Source organism: Acinetobacter sp. V89_4, from assembly GCF_029967875.1.
Taxonomy (GTDB): Bacteria; Pseudomonadota; Gammaproteobacteria; order Pseudomonadales; family Moraxellaceae; genus Acinetobacter; species Acinetobacter oleivorans.
The window spans coordinates 107,124-130,929 of the sequence record NZ_JASCAI010000021.1 but is presented as its reverse complement, the minus strand read 5'-3'; the positions used below and the strand labels follow the sequence as shown (position 1 = coordinate 130,929).

The window sequence follows — 23,806 nt, the reverse complement described above, 5'->3', positions numbered from 1 at the left end:
ACCCAGAATCTGTGCAAGCAGGTTCTGGGTCTTTCTATATTTTAAAATTACTTTTTTTGTAGAATCAGCATATGAAGATGCCATGATTTTATATAACCATTCAATAAAGGTAAATTTTCATTAATTTCTTTATGAAACAATAAATTAAACTCGCATAAAAACAAATCGGCAATATCTTGATAAGTAAATCCTATAAATTTTTCAGGTTCGCTCATAACCCATTCATCTTGAGTCCCCAATAAATCAGCTACCAGAATTCCGCCTTCAGGAAGCGCATTTATAATTCGTTTAATTACACTATAAAAATAGCTTGGCTCACAAAAGAATAGACTTGATGAGGCAATAATTAAGCTTGCAGACGGGAAATTAAAGTCTTCAAAAGATTCATGATACAAAATAAATTTAGAGTCATCTTTGAATCGCTCAGCACAGACTTTTTGTGCATCAATTGAAATATCAAAAGCATGAACATTAAATCCCTTTGAGAGTAGATAAGCAGATTCATTGCCAGCGCCACAGCCGCAATCTATAGCAACTAAAGGTAAATTAGGAAAATGTCCTAAAGCCCTCTCTAAAATAGGTCTATGTTTAAGTTCTTTTGATAATTCAATAAATTTTTCATTCATAAATCCGATCTTTTAATTTTTATAATTTTCACACTATATTTTATAAAGAATATAACCTCAACGATTTCTTATTTTAGAAGCTACTCTCTCACAACATCATCACTAGTATGGTTATGGCAGCAAATAAAGTATAAATCTAATTATTACTGCCATAAGTTGAATACGCCAATAGGCTTATCAACGATAATTAAAGCACCCCATGCCCCAACAACATTTCTACTCCATTCACTTTTTTCATATGCTTTAAACGCTCCTTTTCCCACTTTAACTGCTGCTTTAATTCAACACAGTCTACATCTACACCTTTATAAACATCACTAATGTGTACATGCTCTGCTTTTACATTCTTGGCTAACTGAAAAGAGTCCAAAATTTCAGCTATTTGACTTTCAAGCTGCTGACTTTGTGCATCCAAAGCCAGTTTATAAAACCTCAACTGCTCCGCAGATAGTTCTTTAGCACCTAGCCCCTTATTCTGTTCAAGCTGTAATTGGAGTTTGAGTAAATAAAACAAATCCTGCTTTTCATAGGCCTGACTTGCCTGTTGAAACAATTCGGTTTTTTCTTCTTTTTTGGTTTCATCTTGCTCACGGTCTGGGTGAATCATCGCAGCAATTTTTAAATAGACTGTTTTGAGTGACTGCGCTGCCATTTGCTCAGCTTGTTCATGTTTCTGTTGTTGCCTTTGTTGTTTGGCTTGTTCCCGCGCTTGTTGTTGCTCAGCAGCATACTGTTCAAAGTCTTCTTCTAACTCTACACCTTGCTCAGCACTTTCTTCATATTCAGATTTTATTGACTGAGCTTTCTTATTCTTTTTTACCGACTCTTGTGTATGTTGCTGATAAAAGGTATCGATCTGCCTCACTAACTCTAACTGTTCAGCAGATAGCATTTTGGAGCGCTTCAACATTTGTGCAAGCTGGGCAATTTTTTCATCCAGTTGTTGCATATCCACTTTTGAAAACTCATGGCTATGCAACATATTCCAAAGTTGCTCTAACTGCTGAAATAGCACTATATGTAAATTGTTATACACAGGCATCAGTTTTTGTCGTATGTGCTGTTGAATCTCAGCTTGTGCATTTTGCCATGTGCTTAGGCTAACTTTTTGCTGTTCTATTTTATCAATCAGGCGATTCAGTTTTTTCTGCTGTGCAGACGGTTCAGACCTTTGCTGCAAGCTTACTTTGAGATCGAAGGACATACTCATCCACCTGAAAAAGAAAAAAGTGTAGCAATAATCAGATGAGGAAGGTAGCCAAGCATTCTTTAAGTCAGAATCAGCCTATTCATTTTTAGAAAATAGAATGCGATTATCTAAGTTATAACCTAAGAGATCCACCAAATCACTAATGGCAAAGTCACGGCAGCACATAAGGTTTGGAAGCTAATCACAGCTGCCATAAGCTGACTATCACCACCCAAAACTTTGGTTAAAATGTATGAAGCAGAAGCCGTCGGTAGTGCAAAGAAAATAACTAAAATTTGCGTTTGTAAGTTTGGTAAACCAAACCACATGCAGACCGCGTAAGCCAAGGCAGGCACTGCTAAAAGTCGTGCAAATGTGTCTGCCGCCAATACCACAATGTCTTTTTTAATTTGCATAAACTGCAAAGCTGCGCCAACACATAACAACCCCAATGGCAAACTCGACACTGAAAAAAGCTTAATAAACTGAGTAAAGCCTTCCCAAATCGGGATATGCAGTGCATTGACTGCTGCCCCGACCACACACGATGCAATTAAAGGATTTTTAAGGAGTGCAATCAAAACAGGTTTAATTGCCATGTGTTCTTTAGAGGTTAGAGCAAGCACCGAAATAACGTTCACGAGCGGAATGCAAAGCGCCAATAAAATTGCCAGTATTGCCATTCCTTCACTTTTAAAAAGCGAAGTCACTAAGGCCAAACCAATATAGGTATTAAAGCGAACCATACTTTGTACATGCACACCAAAACGTGCAGGCGGTATGTGCCAAAACATTCGGAGTATGTATAAAAAGGCGGTCACTGCAAAAACCACAATCAACATCGCAATAATGGCTGTGCTCAAGCTTTGTAAGTTAATTTTTGCAGTCGATAGCGTACTAAAAAGCAAAGCAGGAAATAAAATATAGTAATTGAGCTTCTCTGCCCCAGCCCAAAACTCATCGCTAAAAAAACGATATTTTTTAAATAAGTATCCCGATGCAATTAATGCAACTAAGGGAAAAAGAGATAAAACAATGCTATTCATTTCTTTACTCGAGTTTTGTTGAGGTTTGCTGTTTGGCAACTACCTTGGCTTACTCATATATTAAAGATAATGAAAACTCATGATAAAATGAGTTTTTACTCATAACAAATACAACATGACCTTTACCCAACTTGAAATTTTCGCACTCATTGCTGAACTAAAAAGCTTTACTGCTACAGCAGAAAAGCTAGGAATTTCACAGTCGGCAGTTTCCCATGCGCTTAAATCATTAGAACAACAATGGGGCATTAACCTGATTTCAAGAGCTCAGAGTGATATTGAGCTCACCACGACAGGTCAACAGCTTCTTATGCATGTAAAAGAGTTATTGAGTATTTCCGATACCTTAGAAAAAGAAGTGGCTGCCATCCATGGTTTAAACGAAGGAACATTACGTATTGGCTCTTTTGGTGCTTCATCTTCCATTTATCTATTGCCTGAAATTTTAGAAACCTTTCGGCAGCGCTACCCTAAAATCGAAATTTATATTGATGAAGGTGAAGATAAAGAAGTTGCTCAGTGGTTATTGGAACGGCGCATAGAGGTTGGTTTTTTGATTATGCCAGATGAGCGATTCGATACATTCCCTTTAATTGAAGACCGTTTTGTTGCCTTAATTCCCAATCAATTTCCACTTGCGCAACAACTCTATATTGATCCAGCACAGCTAGAAAATTGCCCTTTCATCATGACAATGGCTGGGAGTCGATATCAGGTCGAATTAATTTTAAAAAACTTTAATGTGAAACCAGACATCAAATTTTATGTGTCACAAATTTTGAGTATCGTTAGCATGGTCCACAACCAATTAGGGGTGTCCATTGTGTCTGATATGGTCATCACTAAAGAGTTACTCTCACTTTATCCAAACGTAGTTAAGCGCCCTTTTAAACCGAACCTTAAACGTTCGATTGGTCTCGCAGTCAAAAATAAAAAGCACATGAGTCCCGCTGTGAAAGCATTTATTGAAGTTGCCCAATCGGTTTGGTCAAATCATTAAATGATTACGAATAATTTTTAGGAATTTGATAACGAACTTTTTCAGGTCAATTTATAAGCGTATTAGATGACTTGTAACGTAAAAAGCGCCATAACTGCCCTATATTAACTAAATCGGCGCACCATTTATCGCCAAAAACCATTTTTACAATTCAAATTGGTGCACTTATTGCATATTCACTTTTATGCAATTGAGTTTGTTTCGACAAACTTAGGTTTTTAGATTCCTTAAATCTATTTTGGTGCAATTTACAGACCTTGATTTGTTCCAAAATGGAATTTAGCACTTTTTTCGAGCATGCTATGCAAAATGTAGATCTATTTTTCTTATTACTTGGTGCTGTTTTGGTTCTTGCCATGCACGCAGGTTTTGCATTCTTGGAACTTGGTACGGTTCGCCATAAAAATCAGGTGAACGCACTTAGTAAAATTCTGACTGACTTTGCCCTTTCTGCAATCGCATATTTCTTTGTTGGCTATTACATTTCTTATGGTCAGCACTTCTTCCATGATGGGACAAGCCTCGCAAGTGATCATGGCTACAACCTGATGCGTTGCTTCTTTTTACTGACGTTTGCTGCGGCTATTCCTGCCATTATTTCGGGTGGTATTGCTGAACGTGCAAAAATGCGTTCACAAGCAATTGCGACACTCGCTTTAGTTGCACTGGTTTATCCATTTTTCGAAGGTATGGTCTGGAATGGTAACTACGGTCTGCAAAAATGGTTAGAAGCAACTTTTGGTGCAGCCTTTCACGACTTTGCGGGTTCAGTCGTAGTGCATGCTATGGGCGGCTGGATTGCACTTGCTGCCGTGATTTTATTGGGTGCACGTTCTGGTCGTTATAAGAAAGATGGCCGTGTAAGTGCTCATCCGCCATCTTCTATTCCATTTTTAGCGCTCGGTTCATGGATTTTAATTGTAGGTTGGTTTGGCTTTAATGTGATGAGTGCACAGCGTGTTGATGCTATTTCTGGTCTGGTTGCAATTAACTCACTCATGGCTATGGTGGGCGGAACGATTACAGCAAATGCGATTGGGAAAAATGACCCTGGTTTCTTACACAACGGTCCACTTGCAGGCTTAGTTGCAATCTGTGCGGGTTCTGACATTGTTCATCCAGTCAGTGCGCTGGTTATTGGTGGTGCAGCTGGTGCAATGTTCGTGTATCTATTCACCTACACACAGAACAAGCTCAAAGTAGATGATGTGCTGGGTGTATGGCCTTTACACGGCGTATGCGGGGCATTTGGTGGTATTGCAGTAGGTCTATTCGGTCAAAAATGGCTTGGTGGCTTAGGCGGTGTATCTTTTGCTTCACAGCTCATTGGTACAGTGCTAGCGATTGCGATTGCGCTCGCTGGTGGCTTTATTGTTTATGGCTTACTCAAAGCAACTATTGGTATTCGTTTATCTCAAGAAGATGAGTTTAGAGGGGCAGATTTATCTATTCATAAAATTTCTGCAAACTCTGAAGAAGGTATGTTCTAATTCAACAGTTGATAAGCAGGGGCAAAATGTCCTGCTTATCATTTTCTTAAAATTCTTTACTATCCAAATTAATTAAAATTCTTTAAATAAATAATATATATCTATGAATCCTCAATATTATTTTTTAAGTCACAATTTTATTTCAACATTAAATTTTGTTTAGTTTAAGAACAATTTAAGTTTTATTTTATGTAATGCCTTCAACTCACACTCAAATTGATGTTGCATGGCAATGAACCAACAAAAACAATTTTTTCAACTTCATCTTATTTTTCTTGCCCTTAGTTTTTTTATACTTTTATTTATATTTCCAGTGGGTGGGAAAATTGATATGTATTTCATCCACCCTTGGATGGATTCAACGGGTCATTTCTTTAATCGGGACAATTGGTACCTTGTCAGAGTTAACCATGAAATCGTAAAACAAATCATTACCACTGTTTATGTGATCTTTTTAGGTTTGTGGATTGCATCATTCAAAGTAGAAAAATTGAAGCTTTATCGCTGGCAATATGGCTATATGTTTTTTGTGAGCATGATTGGTAGCGGTGTAGTTGGCCTATTAAAATCACAATCGGCTCACGCTTGCCCTTGGAACATGGTTCATCCGACTGCTTTAAGTTATGTATGGGACTTTACCGCTACCCATGGTCATTGCTTTCCAGGTGGTCACGCAAGTGCAGGCTTTATTTTAATGACAGGCTTTTTTGTTTATCGCCTTGAGCAACCTAAACGCGCCTATTTTTATCTGATCGCTGGCATTATCTTAGGCTTTCTAATGGGCTGGGGACAAATGATGCGTGGCGCCCATTTCCTTAGCCACAATTTATGGACAGGCTGGGTGGTTTGGGCAGTGAATATCTTATTTTATAAAGTATGTATTCACCGCTTTGAATTTGAAAAACGAATCAAGCAAGAACTTGTTTAAATCAAGTTCTTACTTCATGAATATGTAGAGCTTTAGGCAGTTTAACTAAAACTGAAAGTCCGCCAAGCTCTAAGCTTCGATCTAGTGTCAAAGTTCCACCTAAACGCTGAGTCGCTCGGTCAACAATTGATAAACCTAAACCACTACCCACTTCAAGGTGGTGGTGTACACGATAAAAACGTTTTAAAACTTTATCGTAATGTTCAGGGTCAATCCCTGCACCGCTATCTTCAATTTGTATACACGCATCGCCATCTTTAGCAGTAAAGACTGAGATGTTAATCATTCCTTCATGAGGCGTATATTTAATTGCATTATCAATTAAGTTAAAAATAATTGAGTGTACTGTTGGCTCAACACTATGCATTTCAATAGGTTCGTTACGGACAAACCCTAGGTCAATATCTTTTTGCATAGCTAAATTAACCAGTTGTTCAACACAATTTAAAGCGACATCATTGAGTTGAAAAGTTCTGGTCGGTTCAATCACACTTAAAGAGACATCTTGCTTAGCCAAAGCCAAAAGCTGGGTAACCAAATGCTGAATACGCGCTAATCCTTTACTCAAGTTTTGCAGCGCTTCATGCTCAGGAAACTGACTGATTAAAATCTTGGTTTGTAAATTTAGAGCTGTGACAGGAGTTCGTAATTCATGAGCAGCATCTGCAATAAACTGTTTTTGCTCATTTTGAGCTTTAGAAATACGCTCAAACAAACGGTTCATTTCATCAATAGTTGGCAATAACTCTTGAGGATAGTCCGAAACTTCAATGGGAGTTAACTCTTCCGAATCGCGTTCCTTCAGCTCATTTTTAAAGTCATCTATCGGCTTTAGGCCTCGACCAATAATTGCAGCCAAAGCAAAAATTGCAAATGGCAGAATAATTAAATATGGAATAAACATACTTCCTGCAAGTTCCCAAGCGAAAGCTTCACGAACTCGTTCTTGTTGACTAACCTGAATCTGATAATCTTTTAAAGGCAAAACATAAGTTCGTACTACACCTTGGCTAGTTTTATGTGAGTAAAAACCAGCTTGTGTAACAGGTGCAACCAACAGATGTAAATGATGAGATAAATGAGCCTGATCTTTATAAGCCCAAATATCTAAAAACAAATCTTCTTCATGATAAGTTTTATGTAAATCAAACTTACTACTTACTGTTCTTAAAGGATACTCAGCTGTTCGTTCTGCTAAATACTGCATTTGAGTATCTAAAATTTCATCAACTTCTTGAAGTGCAACCTTATAGGCACTAAAAATTAATATACAACCTAAGATGACACTGAAAATTGAGGTGCCCCAAATCAGTCGTTTCTTTAATGAATAATGCACTTTTATAAAGTTCCAAAATTGAAGCGAGGATTACCCTAAACGGTAACCCAACCCTCGAATAGTTCGAATAAAGTCTTTTCCAAGTTTAGCTCTCAAGTGATGCACATATACCTCAATCGTATTACTGGTCACCTCACTATCGAAATCATATAACTTATCTTCAAGATTTGCTTTAGAAAAGATTTTATTTGGATGGCTCATTAAAGGAATAAGAATCGCCCATTCACGGTTCGACAAATCAATCCGCTGGCCTTTAAAGGTTGCAATATGTTGTTCAACATTTAAAACCAGATCGCCATTTTGTAAAAGTTGCTCATGATTCGCAAGCTGGGCCTCTACTCCAGTACGGCGCAATAGCGCATGAATACGGGCAAGTAACTCATCGAACTCGTATGGTTTAATTAAGTAATCATCTGCACCGTGGTTTAATCCATCCACGCGGTTTTGCAACTGGTCTCGTGCCGAAATGATTAAAACTGGAGTGACAGCTCTTTGACGGATTTGCTTTAAAACCTGCATGCCATCCATCATCGGCAAACCTAAGTCTAATAAAATGATATCAAACTTATTTTTAGCTAATTGAGCCAGACCATCCAAGCCATTATTGACCCACTCCACCTCAAATTGATGATATTGCAGCAACGTTATTGTTGACTCAGCAATCATAAAATCATCTTCAATCATTAAGATTTTTGTCATGTTCTAGGCTCGCTTTAATTCACATGGGCACATGAGTGCAACATGTCCAGTTGAGGGTTAATGACCTGAGTTTTCACATCCAGCATACTTAACAAACTTGGGAATAAATTATCCTGACTTAACTTTTGTTTCGTTTGTTGGCCTAAACAACTCACTTGCGCAAGATTGTGCTGTTTCCAGTTATCAGAGAACCACATAATCATTGGTACATGTGTTTGTTGAGTCGGTGCAATTGCATAAGGTGAACCATGTAAATATAAACCATGTTCGCCAGTTGATTCGCCATGATCAGATAAATACCATAAACCTGTTTGATATTTCGATACTTCTTTTAAATTATTAATCATCTGACTTAATACATGGTCTGTATATACGATTGAATTATCATAGCTATTTATTAATTCGGTTGGAGAACAACCCTGTATCGCATTAGTATCGCAAGTCGGTTTAAACTTTTGATATTCCACAGGTGCACGCTTGTAATAGGCTGGGCCATGACTGCCGACTTGATGTAAAACAATTAAACGTGGACGCGTGTCTTCTTTAGGAATAGTAGCTAAATATTCATTTAAGCTATCAATTAAAATACCATCAAGACATTCGCCATCTTTACACCATTTTTGCTTTAACTTTTCTGAAATCTGATATTGTTCAACACGATCACATGCGCCTTTACAACCAGAATTATTATCAATCCAAGTCACCTGATAACCCGCACGCTTTGCAATATCAAGTAATCCTTCACGATGACTTGCTAATTGCTCATCATAGTCAACACGTGGCATGCCCGAGAACATGCATGGAACTGAAACTGCTGTTGCTGTACCACATGAACTTACCTGAGAGAAATTCAAAATATCTTGTTTAGAAAGCTCTGGATTCGTGTTTTTAGCATAACCATTGAGTGAAAAACTTTCCGCACGCGCTGTCTCACCGACAACCAGCACCATTAATTTAGGCAGGTTCTTTTGTACTGACTGAACCTGATGAGCATCTTGACCATATTTCACAAGAGGAAGATTTTTCTTAGGTGCCTTTTTATGATAATAAGACATTAAAGAAGAAATAGTGTTTTGAGGAGATATCATACCTTTTAAATCACGATGCTCTCTAAATATTGCTGCAAAATCAACATAATATGTAAACAACAAACCACCTACAACTGCGAAGGCAATAGCTATAGATAATACTTTCTTAACTAAGAGAGGAACTATTCTTTCTTTTTTGATCTTTACCTGAGTAATCAAAAAAATAGGTAAAACAACGAAGAAAACTGTCCAAAGTCCAAAGCGTAATGAAACCAAGTCAGAAACTTCAGATACATCTGTTTGTATCATATTTTGAATCTGATCAGGCGAGATGATTACACCTAACGTATTTACAAAATAAGAGCTAAAACCACCAATAAAGACCAGCAAAATTGCAAAAAGTTTGGCAGTCCATTTCCAGTTTAAAATTTGTAAAAGTGCATAATACGCAGCAACAACAATAAGCACTGTAGCAGCTAAAAATAGAATAGCTTTTACTCCAAAATATGGAGTCAAAAGATGTACTTTGTTATAAAAACCAATATTTAAAACTGCACCTAACCAAATGGCTATAATGAAATTAAACATAAACAGTGAAATCTGTTTATTTTTTAAGGTAGAAAAAAAATTCAGCATCTTGGGGGAACTACAATCTTTTTATGATGCTTTACTGTAGAAATTGAAACTTAAAAATGACTTAAATAAAAAATGATCTAATACATAAATCTTAAAAAACACTTATTTCAAAATTTTTCTAATAAAAAGACGAGGTTAAATTTAACCTCGTCTTTTTGATTTTTAACTAAATATTGTTCTTAGAAACTATATTTAGCCATTAAACCAACACGGTTATCTTTGTAAGACTTACCATCAAAGGTATCACGTTTACCATTGATATATTCCAGACCCAAATCAATTGGTTTTACTGGTGTATAAATTACGTTAAGCCATGCTTGTTGAACTTTTTCATTTGCAGAGGCATTTAATCTTGCAAAATCAGTACCATCATCAGCGAATTGAGCACCATATGCTAGAGTAGAACGTAAGTTAGGTAAAATCTTATAAGTTCCACCCACTTGTACTGCTACAAATTTATTTTGCTCAATAGAATTACCTTCTACAGCGTAAGCAGAGTTACTACCGTATAAATAAGTATTATCACCTACTACATACGATGCGTCAGCAAAGAGTTTTAAAGGATCAGATACTTTAAAGTCAGTACCAACAGCTACGCCCCAACCAGTTTTATTATCATCAGCAAGCTGTGATTTATAATTTTCTACTAGAACACGAGCTGATGCAGAACCTTTACCCTCTGCATAACCTTGAGTAATTTTAGCAGTTAATGCAGGTAGGCTATATTTGAGGTCGCCAGTAGTAGATGTTGAACTATCTGCTTTTTCTGCAGAAACAAACAATTGAGTTGTAGGACCTAGTTTGTAGTTATAACGTACTTGAGGTACACGTTTAGTACCGCCACCAATGTTGGTCGAGAAGTCGATCATTTCTGGAGCATGGCTTGCCAAGAAGTTAGATGTTGTTTGACCAAATAACCAGTTGTTATAAGTCAAGTAAGCATGACGAATACGGAATGCATCACTTGTTCCCCCAAAGTCAACTTCAATTTTACCACCAACTTTGGCATCACTTACTGGAGCAGTAAAATCTAAACCAAGGCGTGTCGTTTTAGCAGTCGCACGTAATTTATCATGTGTTTTACCATCTGACTTGCTTACAGCATTGAAGTCGTCATCCGCACCTTCAATAATATAGTTAGCGTCACCACGAACAAAACCATATAGGTTCACATCAGCGCCAGCTTTAGATTTAAATCCTGCTAACGGCGAAACTGGTGCAGCTACAGGTTGTGCTTTCACTTCAGCGAGTTGAACTTGCTGTTGTTGCTGTACTTGCTGTTGTTGTTGCTGTACTTGGCTTTGTTGTTGAATTAAAGCTTTTAAAGCCTCAACTTCTTTACGAAGCTGTTGAATTTCCGCTTTGTCGGAAGTCGCAGCATGTGCCCCACTCATCATTAAAGCTGTAACTGTAAGAGCTAAACTTTTAACAACGAAAGATTTACGATTAAGGAATAGATCCATCAAAAACTCCAAAAAATATATTTTATGTTGCCTATCCATGCCAAGTTGATTTACGCCATTAAATTAAGGGGCTAAAAAATCAACTCTCCTCCACTTTGGTTACATTAATTTTATTACCGCAACCAAAACCAATTTCAACGTTATGCAAGACCAAAACCAATAACCAAAGACATAAAAAACATACTTTGACTTACAGATTTTTACCTTAACTTCATGTTGTAACGAATCCTACACAACTCTCTTATCTTATAGAATGATTAAATCGTTATTTCATTATTCTTTTTTAGACTTTAGGCTAATATCCAATCTACTTGAACATTTTTCTACCCATTTTAATTGATTCACATGATTTTTCTTGTTAACGAAATCCATTTTTACTCCAGTTAGCTTCCATTTGCTACCCAAACAAGATGGCACAATTAATAGAGCATTTAAATAGCTAAAAACATACATTTTTAAAAACATAGACAAAGGTAGTAGATTATGACTAGATCACTCCTTAATCGATATTAAATTTCTTTATTTCATTTAGTTAACATTATTTTTCTTGTAGTTTTGCATGTTTCCAGAGAGAAATAGGGAGCAAAGTAACAGTGCCAATAATGACAATAGCTATCAAATAATGGAAATAACCGAAAGCATCTCCAAACACACCACTCAAGCTATAAAGCCCCCCACTCACAGTCGCCATGACTGAAACCTGAAAGGTAAAATCTGTACCTGCATATTCTTTTCGACTGTAGTGCATGACTAAGGTCAACATAACCACCAACAACATGGCCGAGAATGCGTCCTCTAAAGCATTGACTGTATAGATAGCCCAGATATTGAGTTGAATTTTCTGTTCGTAAGCATAAGCTAAATAGGCATAGGCAGCTAAACTCATGATTTTAAATACTGAAAAAATAATTAAAGTAGTGGGTCTAGAGAAATATTTAAGCACTCCACCAGCGATTGCTGCCCCTGCCAGTGCTGCCACTGCACCGAGCATAGTGATATAAACGCCAATTTGAGTAAAACTTAGCCCCATATCGACCATTAAAGCTTTAAGTAATGGTCCAGCTAAACCATCTGCTACTTTAAAAGTAATAAGGACAACTAACCAAGAACGAAGCTCTTTATTTTGAGAGAAATAACTCAAGTAGGCTTTAATCTTTATGACTAAATTTTGCTGGCTAGGTTTAAGTTGATGACCTGAATAACCTGCATGTTTAGGTTCTTTAAATAATAAAACGGGTAAAGTATTTAAAAACACTAAGGCTGCTAATAACAGGAAAGTGGGTTGCCATGTTAACCAGTCTAAACACCAGAGTACGGCACCTCCACCGACAATAAAACCGAGTCGGGAACCAACCACCTGAAATGTATTTCCCCAATGTTGCTGGTCATGCTTTAACAAATTGACGGCCAAAGCATCGGTCGCAATATCTTGTGTTGCCCCAGTTAAGTTCATTAAAAGAAGCGAAATAAAAAAGGCAAATAAATAAAGAGGCTGGTCTAAAGCTTGAATGGGAAAAAAAGACAAAATACACAGCACAGCTACCGTCAAAAACTGCGTAGGTAAAATCCAACTACGATAGTGCCCCAAACGGGAAAGTGCATGTCGGTCAACCCATGGCGCCCAAAAGATCTTAATTGACCAAGGCAACATTAATAGACCAAAACCACCAATATGAGCGAGTGACACACCTTGTGCCCTTAAAATAACAGGTAAAGCATGGGTCATAAAACCGACAGGTAGCCCTTGTGCCCAATATAAGGAAAATAGCAGAAGATAAAGATTTTGCTGCCGAAACATATATACCTACTTTTTATTTCTTTAATGAGGAATAACATCAAATGTCATGTTGTTCTTACATTTTGCCAATGAAGCATATATTTCAAAAGATTAAGATAAAACTAGGACAAGTTAAAATTTAAAAAAATATGGATCAACATTTCCCTAATTTACCTGATTTGGTACCCCAACGTGGCACTGCTTTAAGCCGGGCACTATTTAAGAAACTTTTTTTAGCGCAAGGTTGGACAATTGAAGGCGAAGTTCCTAATTTTCCAAAAGCAGTAGCAATTATTTCACCCCATACGTCCAATATTGATGGATGGTATGGCTTTCTTGCGATTTTTGGATTAGGTATCCAAATTACAGTATTAGGTAAAGATGCCCTTTTTAAACCACCGTTTAAGCGAGCGTTAGACTGGGCTGGCGTTATTCCTGTTAAACGTGACACAGCCAATGGACTTACTGAACAAGTGGTTGCAACCATTCAAAAATATGACAAGATCTGGATTGGGATGGCGCCCGAAGGCACACGTAAAAAAGCAAAAAAAATGAAAAGTGGTTTTTACCATATTGCCGCAAAAGCCAATATTCCCATTGTGATGTTTTCTTTTGATTATGACCGTAAGACGATTCACTGCTTAGGTCACTTAGACTCAAGTGGTAACTATGCTGAAGATCTCGCCAAGATTTTTGAGCGTTATAAAGGAAAAATTTCACCTAAAAATCGCAATTGGCTTGCCGAACCTTTACAAAATCTAGTGAAAAAAACCTAGCAAAAATTGAGCGAATCTGGTCTTATGGCCCTTCTTAATTTATCTCGACATAGATTATTTTTAAAGATGAAAATTGCTCAATTTGCCAGTATTGGATTTATCTCTCTAGCACTCTTTGGCTGTGATAAATTTAGCAAAACACCAACGCTGACTACCTCAATTAAAGCCCGTGAACCTGTAATTGCTCTTGCTTTAGGTGGCGGTGGAGCAAAAGGATTTTCACATATTGGTGTAATCAAGGTTTTAGAGTCTCATGGAATTAAGCCTAAAATTGTAACGGGTACCAGCGCAGGTAGCTTTGTTGGAAGTATCTACGCAAGTGGACAAACACCTTATCAATTGCAAAGTCTGGCTCTGAGATTACAAGAGTCTGATATCCGTGATTTAACGCTTAACCGTCAAGGCATTATTCTTGGACAAAAGTTACAAGACTACGTTAACCGTAATGTTGGCAATAAACCGATTGAGAAGTTCCCAATCCGTTTTGCGGCTGTGGCAACTCGTCTTGATAATGGTCAAAAGGCAGACTTTATTAAAGGCAATGCAGGCCAAGCAGTACGCGCCTCTTGCAGTATTCCAAATGTGTTCGTGCCAGCCACAATCGGCAATCAAAAATACATTGATGGCGGATTAGTTAGCCCAATTCCTGTTAAAACAGCTCGTGATATGGGTGCAGATATTGTGATTGCCGTTGATATTTCAGCGCGTCCAGCAGGTAATCGCCCAGCCAATATGTGGGGATTATTAGATCAAACCATTAACATTATGGGCCAACAAAGTATTAATGAAGAACTCAAGCAAGCCAATGTTGTGATTCAGCCTAAAGTGGGTCATTTAGGTACACTTGACCTCAAATCAAGTAATCAGGCAATTTTGGAAGGTGAAAAAGCTGCTCAAGCTCAAATTCGCCAAATTGAAACTGCAATTGCAACTTTCAAAAAATCTCCAGCAGCATTTAAGCCCGCGCCACGTTCTAAATTCTAATTGAAGTGGTTTTTTTCTATCCACATTTCCTATCATCTGCTACAGTGGTAAAAGTGATATTAGTCACTTTTACCCATCATAAAGATATATAAAAGAGCAGATTTATGGAGTTTGTTGTACAACCTTGGCACTGGTTTGTATTGGGTATCTTACTTATTCTTTCTGAACTGATTCTACCTGCCTTTGCCGCACTCTGGTTTGGTATTGCCGCCATTATGGTGTGCATTCTCTATTGGTTATTTCCAGATATTAGCCTCACAACACAAATTGTATTGTGGATAATACTATCCGTGCTATGCACCATTCTTTGGTTCAAATTTATTAAACCCTTATCAATTGATAAAACGAAAGCGGGATTACCCCGTGAAGCAACCATTGGTCAAATTGGAATGGTGATTCAAACCGGTCTAGACCATGATCAAATTATTGTTCGCTTTCCAATGCCTATTTTAGGAGCCGATGAGTGGAATTGTCGGAGCACTACTCCTGTTAAAGTAGGCGATCGTGTTAGAGTTATTGATATTTCGGGTAATGACTTAATTGTTCAAACCCATGGCACTTCATAAACATTAAAGATAAAGAGAGGGTATTTTCATGCCAGTCGGTACTATTATTGTTTTAGCCTTTTTGGCTTTTGTGGCTATTACCATTTTTAAAGGGGTTCGAATTGTTCCTCAGGGCTACAAATGGATTGTCCAACGTTTAGGTAAATATCACACCACCCTTAACCCGGGACTTAATTTTGTGATTCCCTACATCGATGATGTGGCTTATAAAATTACCACAAAAGATATTGTGTTAGATATTCCATCGCAAGAAGTCATTACACGTGACAATGCTGTATTGCTCATGAATGCTGTGGCATATATTAATTTAACCACACCAGAAAAAGCAGTTTACGGTATTGAAAACTATACATGGGCGATTCAAAACCTTGTACAAACCTCACTGCGTTCTATTGTCGGTGAAATGGATCTAGATGATGCATTGTCTTCACGTGATCATATTAAAGCGAAGCTCAAAGCTGCAATTTCTGATGATATTTCGGATTGGGGCATCACCTTAAAAACGGTTGAGATTCAAGATATTCAGCCTTCTACAACAATGCAAGCTGCCATGGAAGCTCAAGCTGCGGCAGAACGTCAACGTCGTGCTACAGTAACGAGAGCAGATGGTGAAAAACAAGCTGCCATTTTAGAAGCTGACGGTCGCTTAGAAGCATCTCGTCGTGATGCAGAAGCACAAGTTGTTTTAGCTGAAGCTTCACAAAAAGCGATTGAAATGGTGACAAGTGCAGTTGGTGATAAAGAAACCCCGGTGGCTTACTTGCTAGGTGAGCAGTACATTAAATCGATGCAAGATATGGCTAAATCAAGCAATGCTAAAACCGTAGTTTTACCTGCCGATGTTTTAAACACAATTCGTGGCATTATGGGAAAGCATAATTAATTTAATTGCTTGAAATAAGTTATTGAAATAAAAACGGTGACAATCATGTCGCCGTTTTATATTGGGTATTATTGGTTGTTTAATCTTTTTTGATCTTTCAAAGGTAGCTTTTTTACGACCAAGTCATAAGAGTCGCGAATCAAGTCTTGAAGTAAATCGCTTGTTAAATTCTTATCCGGTGTAATCGAAATCCAGTGCTTTTTATTCATGTGGTAACCCGGAATAATAAATGAATAGAGCTCCTGATATTCCTGACTTTTATAGGGATCACATTTGAGATTAATCATTTTGACGCCAGCTACTTCCGCTGTCAGCATGAATATTTTTTCTAAAATCTTAAAAACTTCATATTCAGGCCCAAATGGATGAACGTGTTGGCTAAAAGGAAGATTATGTGCAATTTCAATTGCTTTTTGATGGAGTTGTTCACCATTCATTCTCTTCTCCCTTATGCATTTCACATGAATAGAAGCATCAATATTGATTTAATTTTTTATTAGTTGGTACGTGCTAAAAGGAATTGTGAAATCTCCACTAACTCTTTTGCATTGTCACCAAAATGAGCTAAAGCTTCAAAAGCTTGATCATGCAATTCTTTGGCATAAATCTGTGCTTGTTCGAGGCCCATTAAAGCTGGATATGTCGATTTTTGAACTTGCTCATCTTTACCAGCAGTTTTGCCCAAAGCTTCGGTACTCGAAGTAATATCGAGAATATCGTCTAATACTTGAAAAGCCAGGCCAATCGCTTGTCCATATTGACGTAATTTTGGAATTGCTTGATCTGTTCCAGAAAAGATAGTGACTGCACCCATCATAATGGCAGCCTGAATAAGCGCACCAGTTTTATTACGATGAATATTTTCAAGTTCGTCTTGAGCAATTTGTTTAGCTTCAGCTTGTAGGTCTAACACCTGTCCACAGACCATTTTAGAAGTGGCTGTTGCTAAAATCTGAATTTGCTTTAATACAATTGCAGCATCGGTACCCTGCCCTTGTTCATCGAACAAACGACTACCTAAAACTTCAAAAGCCATTGATTGTAAAATATCGCCTGCAAGTAAAGCAGTATCTTCACCAAATGCAACATGACATGTCGGTTGACCACGACGTAATAAATCATTGTCCATACAAGGTAAGTCATCGTGCGCTAGCGAATAACAATGAATGAGTTCGACTGCAACCGCAGCACGGCGAGCCGCAGCAAAATTTGGATTAGGCTGTAAAGAAGCTGTGGCATAACACAAAGCTGGACGCACACGTTTTCCACCAAGCATGACTGCATGGTGTACTGCACTTTTTAAAGGCTCTGGAATTGAGAACGCGGCCAGTGTCGTCAATAAATCTTGTTGAATACGTTGTTGAGCTTGTTTTAAAACATCCGCATTAACTTGAGAGAGTGATGACACAGTCGCCTCGATAAAATCAGTAGAGAAATTTTATTGAATGTAATGAAGCATTCATGTGCTACATCATACACGATTCACTGTGAAAAGTGGGTGATGAGTTTTTGAAGGTAACTGTAAAAAAGCCTCTACATGATTGAGAGGCTTTTTCTTACTTAATGACTTTTAGAAGCTGTCACCTGGGACGCGTACCCAGCCTTCCATTAACACACGTGCACTACGGCTCATAATGGCTTTTTTCACGACCCATTGATCGTTAATAAGTTCTGCTTGAGCACCAACACGTAATGTTCCAGATGGATGACCAAAACGTACTGCTTCACGTTCGCCGCCACCAGCCGCAAGGTTTACTAACGTTCCCGGAATGGCAGCCGCAGTGCCAATCGCAACCGCTGCAGTTCCCATCATTGCATGGTGCAATTTACCCATCGACAAAGCGCGAACCAGTAAATCGACATCACTCTCTGAAACTGACTTACCACTTGAAGCCGTGTAGTTTTTAGGTTTAGAAACAAAAGCAATTTTTGGTGTGTGCTGACGTGCAACCGCTTCTGAAATATCTTTAATTAAACCCATCTGTACCGCACCATACGCACGAATTTTTTCAAAACGTGCCAGCGCAGTTGCATCACTATTAATATGATCTTGTAATTCTGTACCTTGGTAACCCAAATCTTCTGCATTTAAGAAAATGGTTGGAATTCCGGCATTAATAAAAGTCGCTTGGAAACGACCAATATCAGGAACATCTAATTCATCAACAATATTCCCTGTAGGGAACATATCACCGCCTTCTTCGCCATCATCGGCTGGGTCTAAAAACTCAATTTGAACTTCAGCGGCGGGAAATGTGACCCCATCAAGCTCGAAATCACCAGTTTCTTGAACTTGACCATTGGTGATAGGTACATGCGCAATAATGGTTTTTTGAATATTTTTTTGCCAGATTCGAACAGTGCATAGGCCATTTTCTGGAATACGATCTGCATCTACTAAACCATTTGAAATCGCAAAAGAACCAACAGCAGCAGTTAAATTACCGCAGTTACCACTCCAATCTACAAAAGCCTGATCAATTGAAACCTGACCAAACAAATAATCAACATCATGATCTGGCTGAGTACTTTTAGCGAGAATAACTGTTTTGCTGGTACTCGAAGTGGCTCCGCCCATCCCATCAATTTGTTTTCCATAGGGGTCTGGGCTACCTATGACACGTAGTAAGAGCTGATCTCTTGCTTGTCCTGCAACTTGGGCTTTTTCCGGCAAATCATCAACCTTAAAAAAGACACCTTTACTGGTTCCACCACGCATATAAGTTGCTGGAATTTTAATTTGCGGTACTGAGCTCATATCAACTGTTATCCTTACTATTATGTTCTTCTATATCAAAACAAGCATTCTTGTTTACCCTTCTCTGCATCTTAAATTGTTTTAAGGCCAAGAGATAGCGATCTGCTTTATACATCAATCGTATTGACGCGAGCATATTTTGAGAATTTAGCAATATGCTTGCAATGACTTAATCTAAGCAAAATCCATGAAAAAAAGTCTATATGAAATTATATTTTTTAGAGCACTTTTCACTCTATATTGAAATATTAAAAGTAAACCAATGATTTTAAATATATTTTAATATTACTTTTCAGTCACAGCTTATTAATTTGTAGTCTAGGCTAAAATAACTCCATCTATTAGAATAATTTACTTATTCATTGTGAGTGAAGACCTTTGACCAACGAATCTTCTACACTGCAACGAGGACTAAAAAATCGACATATCCAATTAATTGCTATGGGTGGAGCAATTGGTACCGGATTATTTTTAGGCTCGGCGCAAGTGATTCAATCTGCGGGACCATCCATTATTTTAGGATATGCCATTGGTGGCTTAATCGCGTTTTTGATTATGCGCCACTTGGGAGAAATGATTGTTGAAGAACCTGTTGCAGGATCGTTCAGCCATTTTGCTTATAAATATTGGGGGAAATTTCCCGGATTTTTAGCTGGATGGAATTATTGGATACTCTATGTTCTGGTTGCGATGAGTGAACTCACCGCTGTTGCCAAATATATTAATTATTGGTGGCCTCATATTCCAGCGTGGACTTCTGTCTTATTTTTCTTTGTCGTTATTACAGCCGTAAACTTAACCAATGTTAAGTTTTATGGTGAATCTGAATTTTGGCTCGCCATTATTAAAGTAACTGCGGTCATCTCGATGATTATTTTTGGCCTTTATTTGTTGTTTACAGCAGATGTGGGTTCAAGCATTTCATTTAGTAACCTGTGGACACATGGTGGATTTTTTCCAAATGGCTTTAGTGGTCTGTTCTATATGTTAGCTTTCTTAATGTTCGCTTTTGGCGGCATTGAGCTAATTGGTATGGCAGCAGCAGAAGCAAAAGATCCGAAAAAAACTATTCCAAAAGCAATCAACCAAGTTGTTTTCCGTATATTGATTTTCTATATCGGTTCACTAACAATTTTGCTTTCATTAGTGCCATGGAACCAGTTAGATCTTGGTGGTCTCGACAAAAGCCCATTCGTCATGATTTTTAGCCAAATGGGAATTGGTTGGGCTGCACATCTTCTTAACTTTATTATTTTAACTGCTGCATTATCTGTTTATAACAGTGGCATGTTTGCAAATAGCCGTATGTTATACGGTCTAGCTCAACAAGGTAATGCTCCAAAAGTTTTCAAAAAAGTAAACAAACAAGGTGTACCTGTTCCAGCCGTATTACTTTCTGCATTATTAATTTTTGGTTGTGTACTGTTGAACTACTTTGTACCCGAAGATGCATTAAGTCACTTAATGTATATCGTCGTTGGTGCATTAGTATTGAACTGGGCAATGATTAGTTTGACTCACCTCAAATTTAGATCAGCAATGAAAGCAAAAGGTGAAACAACTCACTTCCCTGCACTTTGGGCACCATTTAGTAACTATTTGGTTTTAGGCTTTATTGCAGTTGTTCTCTACATTATGTGGAGCCAAGGGTTCAAAGAATCTGTGATGATGATTCCTATCTGGATCGTTCTCATGTTTATACTATTTAAATTATTGAATTCTAAAAAACAATAATATTATATTTCGTACCTAAACACTAAAAAGCCCCTATTTCGATAGGGGCTTTTTAGTTCATAATCAGAAAATTAAGCGCTATAAAATTAAAATTTCATCGACAATAAAATTAGATGTTATGCATATTTATACTGACGCGAACAGTAAGCTCGTTCAATTTCTGGCGAACGTAATTGCTGATGCTTAGTTTTACGCCCTGCCATACGTTTGCGCCAGAGTTTGAAACTATTGGTTTTCAGGTTATATCTCATTAAACGAATAACTTCGCTTTCACTTAAGCCATATTCTCGCTCAATTGCTTCAAATGGAGTGCGATCTTCCCATGCCATTTCAATAATTCTAGATAAGTCCTGTTCATCAATTTTTTTCATGTTATGCCCTTTTGAATTATACGATAGTCAAATCTGATTTTTAACAAACAACCTTCTGGGAATAACTTCACCTACCCGATTGCTTGTCTTAAACCTTTTCGTGTTTTGCTTCAGATCATAGAAAGATCAACATGAATTTTTTGTGATTTTTTTAGCTTTCTAAACTGTTTTTTTATAAGACATAAGTGTTCAAAACCATTGAATGTTCCAACTTTATCTTTATTGCTCACTATGGCAAAAGTTTTTAATAACTAAAACGTAAAAAAGCCATTGCCTTCGCAATAGCTTTTTTGTTTATAATCATAAAATTATGCGCCCTTAGCTTAACTGGATAGAGCAGTTGCCTCCTAAGCGACCGACGTGGGTTCGAGTCCCGCAGGGCGTACATATTTCATCACTTAATCCTTCACTTCAGCCAACAATATTTCAGCTGCAAGTTTTCCTAAATTATTAGAAGCAAGCGGACTATCACCAGTTAGCAATTTACGGTCTCTATGACATTGACCTGTAATGCCCTTATTTAAAATTTCTACACCGAGTTTTTCAAGGTTTTCACCCACCAACCAAGGTAAAGCCCCCGGCATATAACCAATATCAATATTTGCTCCCTTATCTAATGAATCAGGGAATACACAAATTTGATAGCCTTTAAAAATATAGTTTTCAGGCGCTTCGTCTACTGCCGCAGCCAGTAATGAAGCTGGACCATGGCATAAAGTAATAATAAATTTATCTTGTTCAACCGCCCATTTAAGAACTTTTTTCACCTCAAGGCTATGTGGAATTTTAGCTAATACACCATGCCCACCCGGAATAAATACAGCCGCATATGGTGAGTTTTCCCCCACCGCATTTTCTAAAATATCAGTTAGCTTTAATGGATTTTTTAATTTTTCTGCATATTTCTGAAAGGTATCTAATACAACTTTTTCTTGCTTTGGCATTGCCCACATTTCAAGTTTGGCAGGGTTCCCAGAAAGTGTCGCAACATCAATTTCAAAGCCTGCATTATCTAAATGAAACATCGGTAAAAGCATTTCTACAGGATGGTTGCCTGTTGAAAAGAACTTACCATTTTGCATCTGGATATAACGTTCATCAGTTGCAATCATTAAAACTTTTTTATTGCCCACATACGGCGTTGAATAAGTCGTGCCGTCGTAATCGGTTTTAGGAGCAGTATATTGACTCAGTGAATAAGGTGATGGGAAAAAGGCATTATCTTCAGCCAAATCTGGAGTAGGATTTTTATCATCAATATTTGCGGTATTCATTGTTACTATCCTTTTTCATCAGTATGGAAAGAAATAATAAGGTAAGAACCAATTTTTATTTCTTACTCAATTTATAGGTGAAGTTATGGAACTGGTGCAATCTGCCAATAGAATTTGGCAATTTTTATAGAGAAATAGGCAGAATTTAGAATTATAAAATTCAGTTTAGGCAAACCTGTCGTTCGCCCAAACTTCAATGATTACAGCGTTACGCATTCATTTCTAAAACGATCTTTCCAATATGATCACCTTGCTCCATACATGTATGAGCACTTTGTACATCTGAAAAAGCATACGTTTTATAGATTTGCGGTAAACATTTATCTTGTGCCAATAATGGCCATACATGCTCATGCAAAGATTGTGCAATCTCTGCTTTTTCTTGGCTATTACGTGCTCGCATCGTTGAACCCGTAATTGTGGCACGTTTTAAAATCAGTTTTTGTAAGTCAAATTCTTTTGCGATTCGACCACCCATAAAACCAATAATGACAAGTCGGCCATCACGTTTTAATAGATTTAAATTTTTCGTGAAATAAGAACCACCCACAATGTCCAAAATGACATCAACACCTTGATCTTGAGTATGTTTCAAAATTTCTTGCTCAAAATCTTGGGTTTTATAGTTAATTGCTGTGGTGAAACTAGAGAGTGCTTCAACTTTATCTTCACTACCAACGGTAGCAAAACTTCTAATTCCTAAAGCTTGGCAAATCGCTAAAGCTGTGGTTCCAATACCACTTGCCCCACCATGAATCAATGCAGTTTCATCTTTCTTTAAACGGCCAATATCAAATAGGTTTGCCCAAACTGTAAAAAATGTTTCTGGAATCGCAGCAGCTTGAGTAAAAGATAAATTTTCAGGTATTGGTAATACTTGAGTTGCTGTTACCGCACAGTACTCAGCATAACCACCGCCATTTGTTAAAGCACAAACTCTATCTCCAACCTTGAATCGATCGACTTGTTCACCTACAGCAACCACGACACCCGCGACTTCAAGTCCCGGTATTTGAGTAACACCTTTGGGCATAGGATATAAACCCATACGCTGCAAAACGTCAGGACGGTTAATTCCAGCAGCCTTTACCTCAATTAAGACTTCATCTGCTTGAGGTACTGGAAGACTAGCATCTTGAACTTTTAAAACCTCTGGTCCACCCGGAGCCGTAATTTCAATAATTTTCATGGTTGTTGGAAGGGTCATAAAATGCTCCATGTTTGATTTATATTTCAAAATAC

At 37.6% G+C, this 23,806-nt stretch carries 23 protein-coding genes and 1 tRNA gene; 9 read left to right on the top strand and 15 right to left on the bottom strand.

From position 1 onward, the window contains the following. Nucleotides 1-47: 47 nt before the first annotated feature. From QLG01_RS09230 to QLG01_RS09220, 3 genes are all read right to left on the bottom strand, one after another. Nucleotides 48-626, bottom strand: a complete 579-nt coding sequence (locus QLG01_RS09230) for a methyltransferase domain-containing protein (RefSeq protein ID WP_282496303.1) — start codon at nt 624-626, stop codon at nt 48-50. Nucleotides 627-813: 187 nt separating this feature from the next. After that, complete coding sequence (locus tag QLG01_RS09225; RefSeq protein ID WP_282496302.1) at nt 814-1,830, bottom strand: molecular chaperone DnaJ; 1,017 nt, start codon at nt 1,828-1,830, stop codon at nt 814-816. A 125-nt stretch (nt 1,831-1,955) separates the two neighbouring features. Then, on the bottom strand, nt 1,956-2,861 hold the full coding sequence (locus QLG01_RS09220) for an AEC family transporter (protein WP_013196956.1): 906 nt from the start codon (nt 2,859-2,861) through the stop codon (nt 1,956-1,958). Between the two features lie 115 nt (nt 2,862-2,976). Here QLG01_RS09220 and QLG01_RS09215 point away from each other — a divergent pair, with 115 nt between their 5' ends. The 3 genes from QLG01_RS09215 to QLG01_RS09205 all read left to right on the top strand — a co-directional run bounded on the left by QLG01_RS09215 (nt 2,977) and on the right by QLG01_RS09205 (nt 6,279). After that, a complete protein-coding gene (locus QLG01_RS09215; protein ID WP_282496301.1) occupies nt 2,977-3,861 on the top strand; it encodes a LysR family transcriptional regulator in 885 nt (294 codons plus the stop codon). A gap of 302 nt (nt 3,862-4,163) precedes the next feature. Next, the gene (locus tag QLG01_RS09210) at nt 4,164-5,351 is read left to right on the top strand and encodes an ammonium transporter (RefSeq protein WP_016137075.1); all 1,188 of its coding nucleotides are present in this window, start codon (nt 4,164-4,166) and stop codon (nt 5,349-5,351) included. A 232-nt stretch (nt 5,352-5,583) separates the two neighbouring features. Continuing rightward, nucleotides 5,584-6,279 (top strand): phosphatase PAP2 family protein, encoded by a 696-nt coding sequence (locus tag QLG01_RS09205; RefSeq protein ID WP_282496329.1) that lies wholly within the window; start codon nt 5,584-5,586, stop codon nt 6,277-6,279. Between the two features lies 1 nt (nt 6,280). Here the strand turns inward: QLG01_RS09205 and QLG01_RS09200 are convergent, their stop codons facing one another. From QLG01_RS09200 to QLG01_RS09175, 6 genes are all read right to left on the bottom strand, one after another. Further along, nucleotides 6,281-7,615, bottom strand: coding sequence for an ATP-binding protein (locus QLG01_RS09200; protein ID WP_282496300.1), 1,335 nt, complete (start codon nt 7,613-7,615; stop codon nt 6,281-6,283). Nucleotides 7,616-7,645: 30 nt separating this feature from the next. Then, nucleotides 7,646-8,314, bottom strand: a complete 669-nt coding sequence (locus tag QLG01_RS09195) for a DNA-binding response regulator PmrA (protein WP_005309947.1) — start codon at nt 8,312-8,314, stop codon at nt 7,646-7,648. A gap of 14 nt (nt 8,315-8,328) precedes the next feature. Then, nucleotides 8,329-9,978: a phosphoethanolamine--lipid A transferase gene (locus tag QLG01_RS09190; protein WP_282496299.1), complete on the bottom strand. Its 1,650-nt coding sequence runs from the start codon at nt 9,976-9,978 to the stop codon at nt 8,329-8,331. Between the two features lie 179 nt (nt 9,979-10,157). Then, the gene (locus tag QLG01_RS09185; RefSeq protein ID WP_151768298.1) at nt 10,158-11,441 is read right to left on the bottom strand and encodes a DcaP family trimeric outer membrane transporter; all 1,284 of its coding nucleotides are present in this window, start codon (nt 11,439-11,441) and stop codon (nt 10,158-10,160) included. Between the two features lie 273 nt (nt 11,442-11,714). Then, nucleotides 11,715-11,906 carry a hypothetical protein gene (locus tag QLG01_RS09180; RefSeq protein WP_034591627.1) on the bottom strand — a complete coding sequence of 64 codons (192 nt, stop codon included), beginning with the start codon at nt 11,904-11,906 and terminating at the stop codon, nt 11,715-11,717. Nucleotides 11,907-11,979: 73 nt separating this feature from the next. Next, nucleotides 11,980-13,239: an MFS transporter gene (locus tag QLG01_RS09175; protein WP_282496298.1), complete on the bottom strand. Its 1,260-nt coding sequence runs from the start codon at nt 13,237-13,239 to the stop codon at nt 11,980-11,982. A 128-nt stretch (nt 13,240-13,367) separates the two neighbouring features. On the opposite strand from QLG01_RS09175, the gene QLG01_RS09170 reads away from it, so the two are divergent. The 4 genes from QLG01_RS09170 (at nt 13,368) to QLG01_RS09155 (ending at nt 16,427) form a co-directional block, all read left to right on the top strand. Beyond that, nucleotides 13,368-13,994 (top strand): lysophospholipid acyltransferase family protein, encoded by a 627-nt coding sequence (locus QLG01_RS09170; protein WP_282496297.1) that lies wholly within the window; start codon nt 13,368-13,370, stop codon nt 13,992-13,994. Between the two features lie 66 nt (nt 13,995-14,060). Next, on the top strand, nt 14,061-14,978 hold the full coding sequence (locus QLG01_RS09165; RefSeq protein ID WP_282496296.1) for a patatin-like phospholipase family protein: 918 nt from the start codon (nt 14,061-14,063) through the stop codon (nt 14,976-14,978). A 104-nt stretch (nt 14,979-15,082) separates the two neighbouring features. Beyond that, nucleotides 15,083-15,544, top strand: coding sequence for an NfeD family protein (locus QLG01_RS09160; RefSeq protein WP_004789340.1), 462 nt, complete (start codon nt 15,083-15,085; stop codon nt 15,542-15,544). 28 nt (nt 15,545-15,572) lie between these two features. Then, complete coding sequence (locus tag QLG01_RS09155) at nt 15,573-16,427, top strand: SPFH domain-containing protein (RefSeq protein WP_013196946.1); 855 nt, start codon at nt 15,573-15,575, stop codon at nt 16,425-16,427. 68 nt (nt 16,428-16,495) lie between these two features. Here QLG01_RS09155 and QLG01_RS09150 read toward each other — a convergent pair whose 3' ends face one another. The 3 genes from QLG01_RS09150 to prpF form a co-directional block, all read right to left on the bottom strand. Then, nucleotides 16,496-16,864 (bottom strand): MmcQ/YjbR family DNA-binding protein, encoded by a 369-nt coding sequence (locus QLG01_RS09150; protein ID WP_282496295.1) that lies wholly within the window; start codon nt 16,862-16,864, stop codon nt 16,496-16,498. Nucleotides 16,865-16,923: 59 nt separating this feature from the next. Then, on the bottom strand, nt 16,924-17,835 hold the full coding sequence (locus QLG01_RS09145; protein WP_282496294.1) for a polyprenyl synthetase family protein: 912 nt from the start codon (nt 17,833-17,835) through the stop codon (nt 16,924-16,926). A 162-nt stretch (nt 17,836-17,997) separates the two neighbouring features. Then, nucleotides 17,998-19,185 carry a 2-methylaconitate cis-trans isomerase PrpF gene (prpF, locus tag QLG01_RS09140; RefSeq protein WP_282496293.1) on the bottom strand — a complete coding sequence of 396 codons (1,188 nt, stop codon included), beginning with the start codon at nt 19,183-19,185 and terminating at the stop codon, nt 17,998-18,000. A 378-nt stretch (nt 19,186-19,563) separates the two neighbouring features. On the opposite strand from prpF, the gene QLG01_RS09135 reads away from it, so the two are divergent. After that, nucleotides 19,564-20,919 (top strand): amino acid permease, encoded by a 1,356-nt coding sequence (locus QLG01_RS09135; protein ID WP_282496292.1) that lies wholly within the window; start codon nt 19,564-19,566, stop codon nt 20,917-20,919. 116 nt (nt 20,920-21,035) lie between these two features. On the opposite strand, the gene QLG01_RS09130 is transcribed toward QLG01_RS09135, so the two are convergent. After that, nucleotides 21,036-21,290, bottom strand: a complete 255-nt coding sequence (locus tag QLG01_RS09130) for a TIGR03643 family protein (RefSeq protein ID WP_003655360.1) — start codon at nt 21,288-21,290, stop codon at nt 21,036-21,038. A 312-nt stretch (nt 21,291-21,602) separates the two neighbouring features. Here QLG01_RS09130 and QLG01_RS09125 point away from each other — a divergent pair. After that, nucleotides 21,603-21,675, top strand: a tRNA-Arg gene (locus QLG01_RS09125). A 13-nt stretch (nt 21,676-21,688) separates the two neighbouring features. On the opposite strand, the gene hchA is transcribed toward QLG01_RS09125, so the two are convergent. Continuing rightward, the gene (hchA, locus tag QLG01_RS09120; RefSeq protein WP_282496291.1) at nt 21,689-22,564 is read right to left on the bottom strand and encodes a glyoxalase III HchA; all 876 of its coding nucleotides are present in this window, start codon (nt 22,562-22,564) and stop codon (nt 21,689-21,691) included. Between the two features lie 208 nt (nt 22,565-22,772). After that, a complete protein-coding gene (locus tag QLG01_RS09115; RefSeq protein ID WP_282496328.1) occupies nt 22,773-23,783 on the bottom strand; it encodes an NAD(P)H-quinone oxidoreductase in 1,011 nt (336 codons plus the stop codon). Nucleotides 23,784-23,806 lie beyond the last annotated feature (23 nt).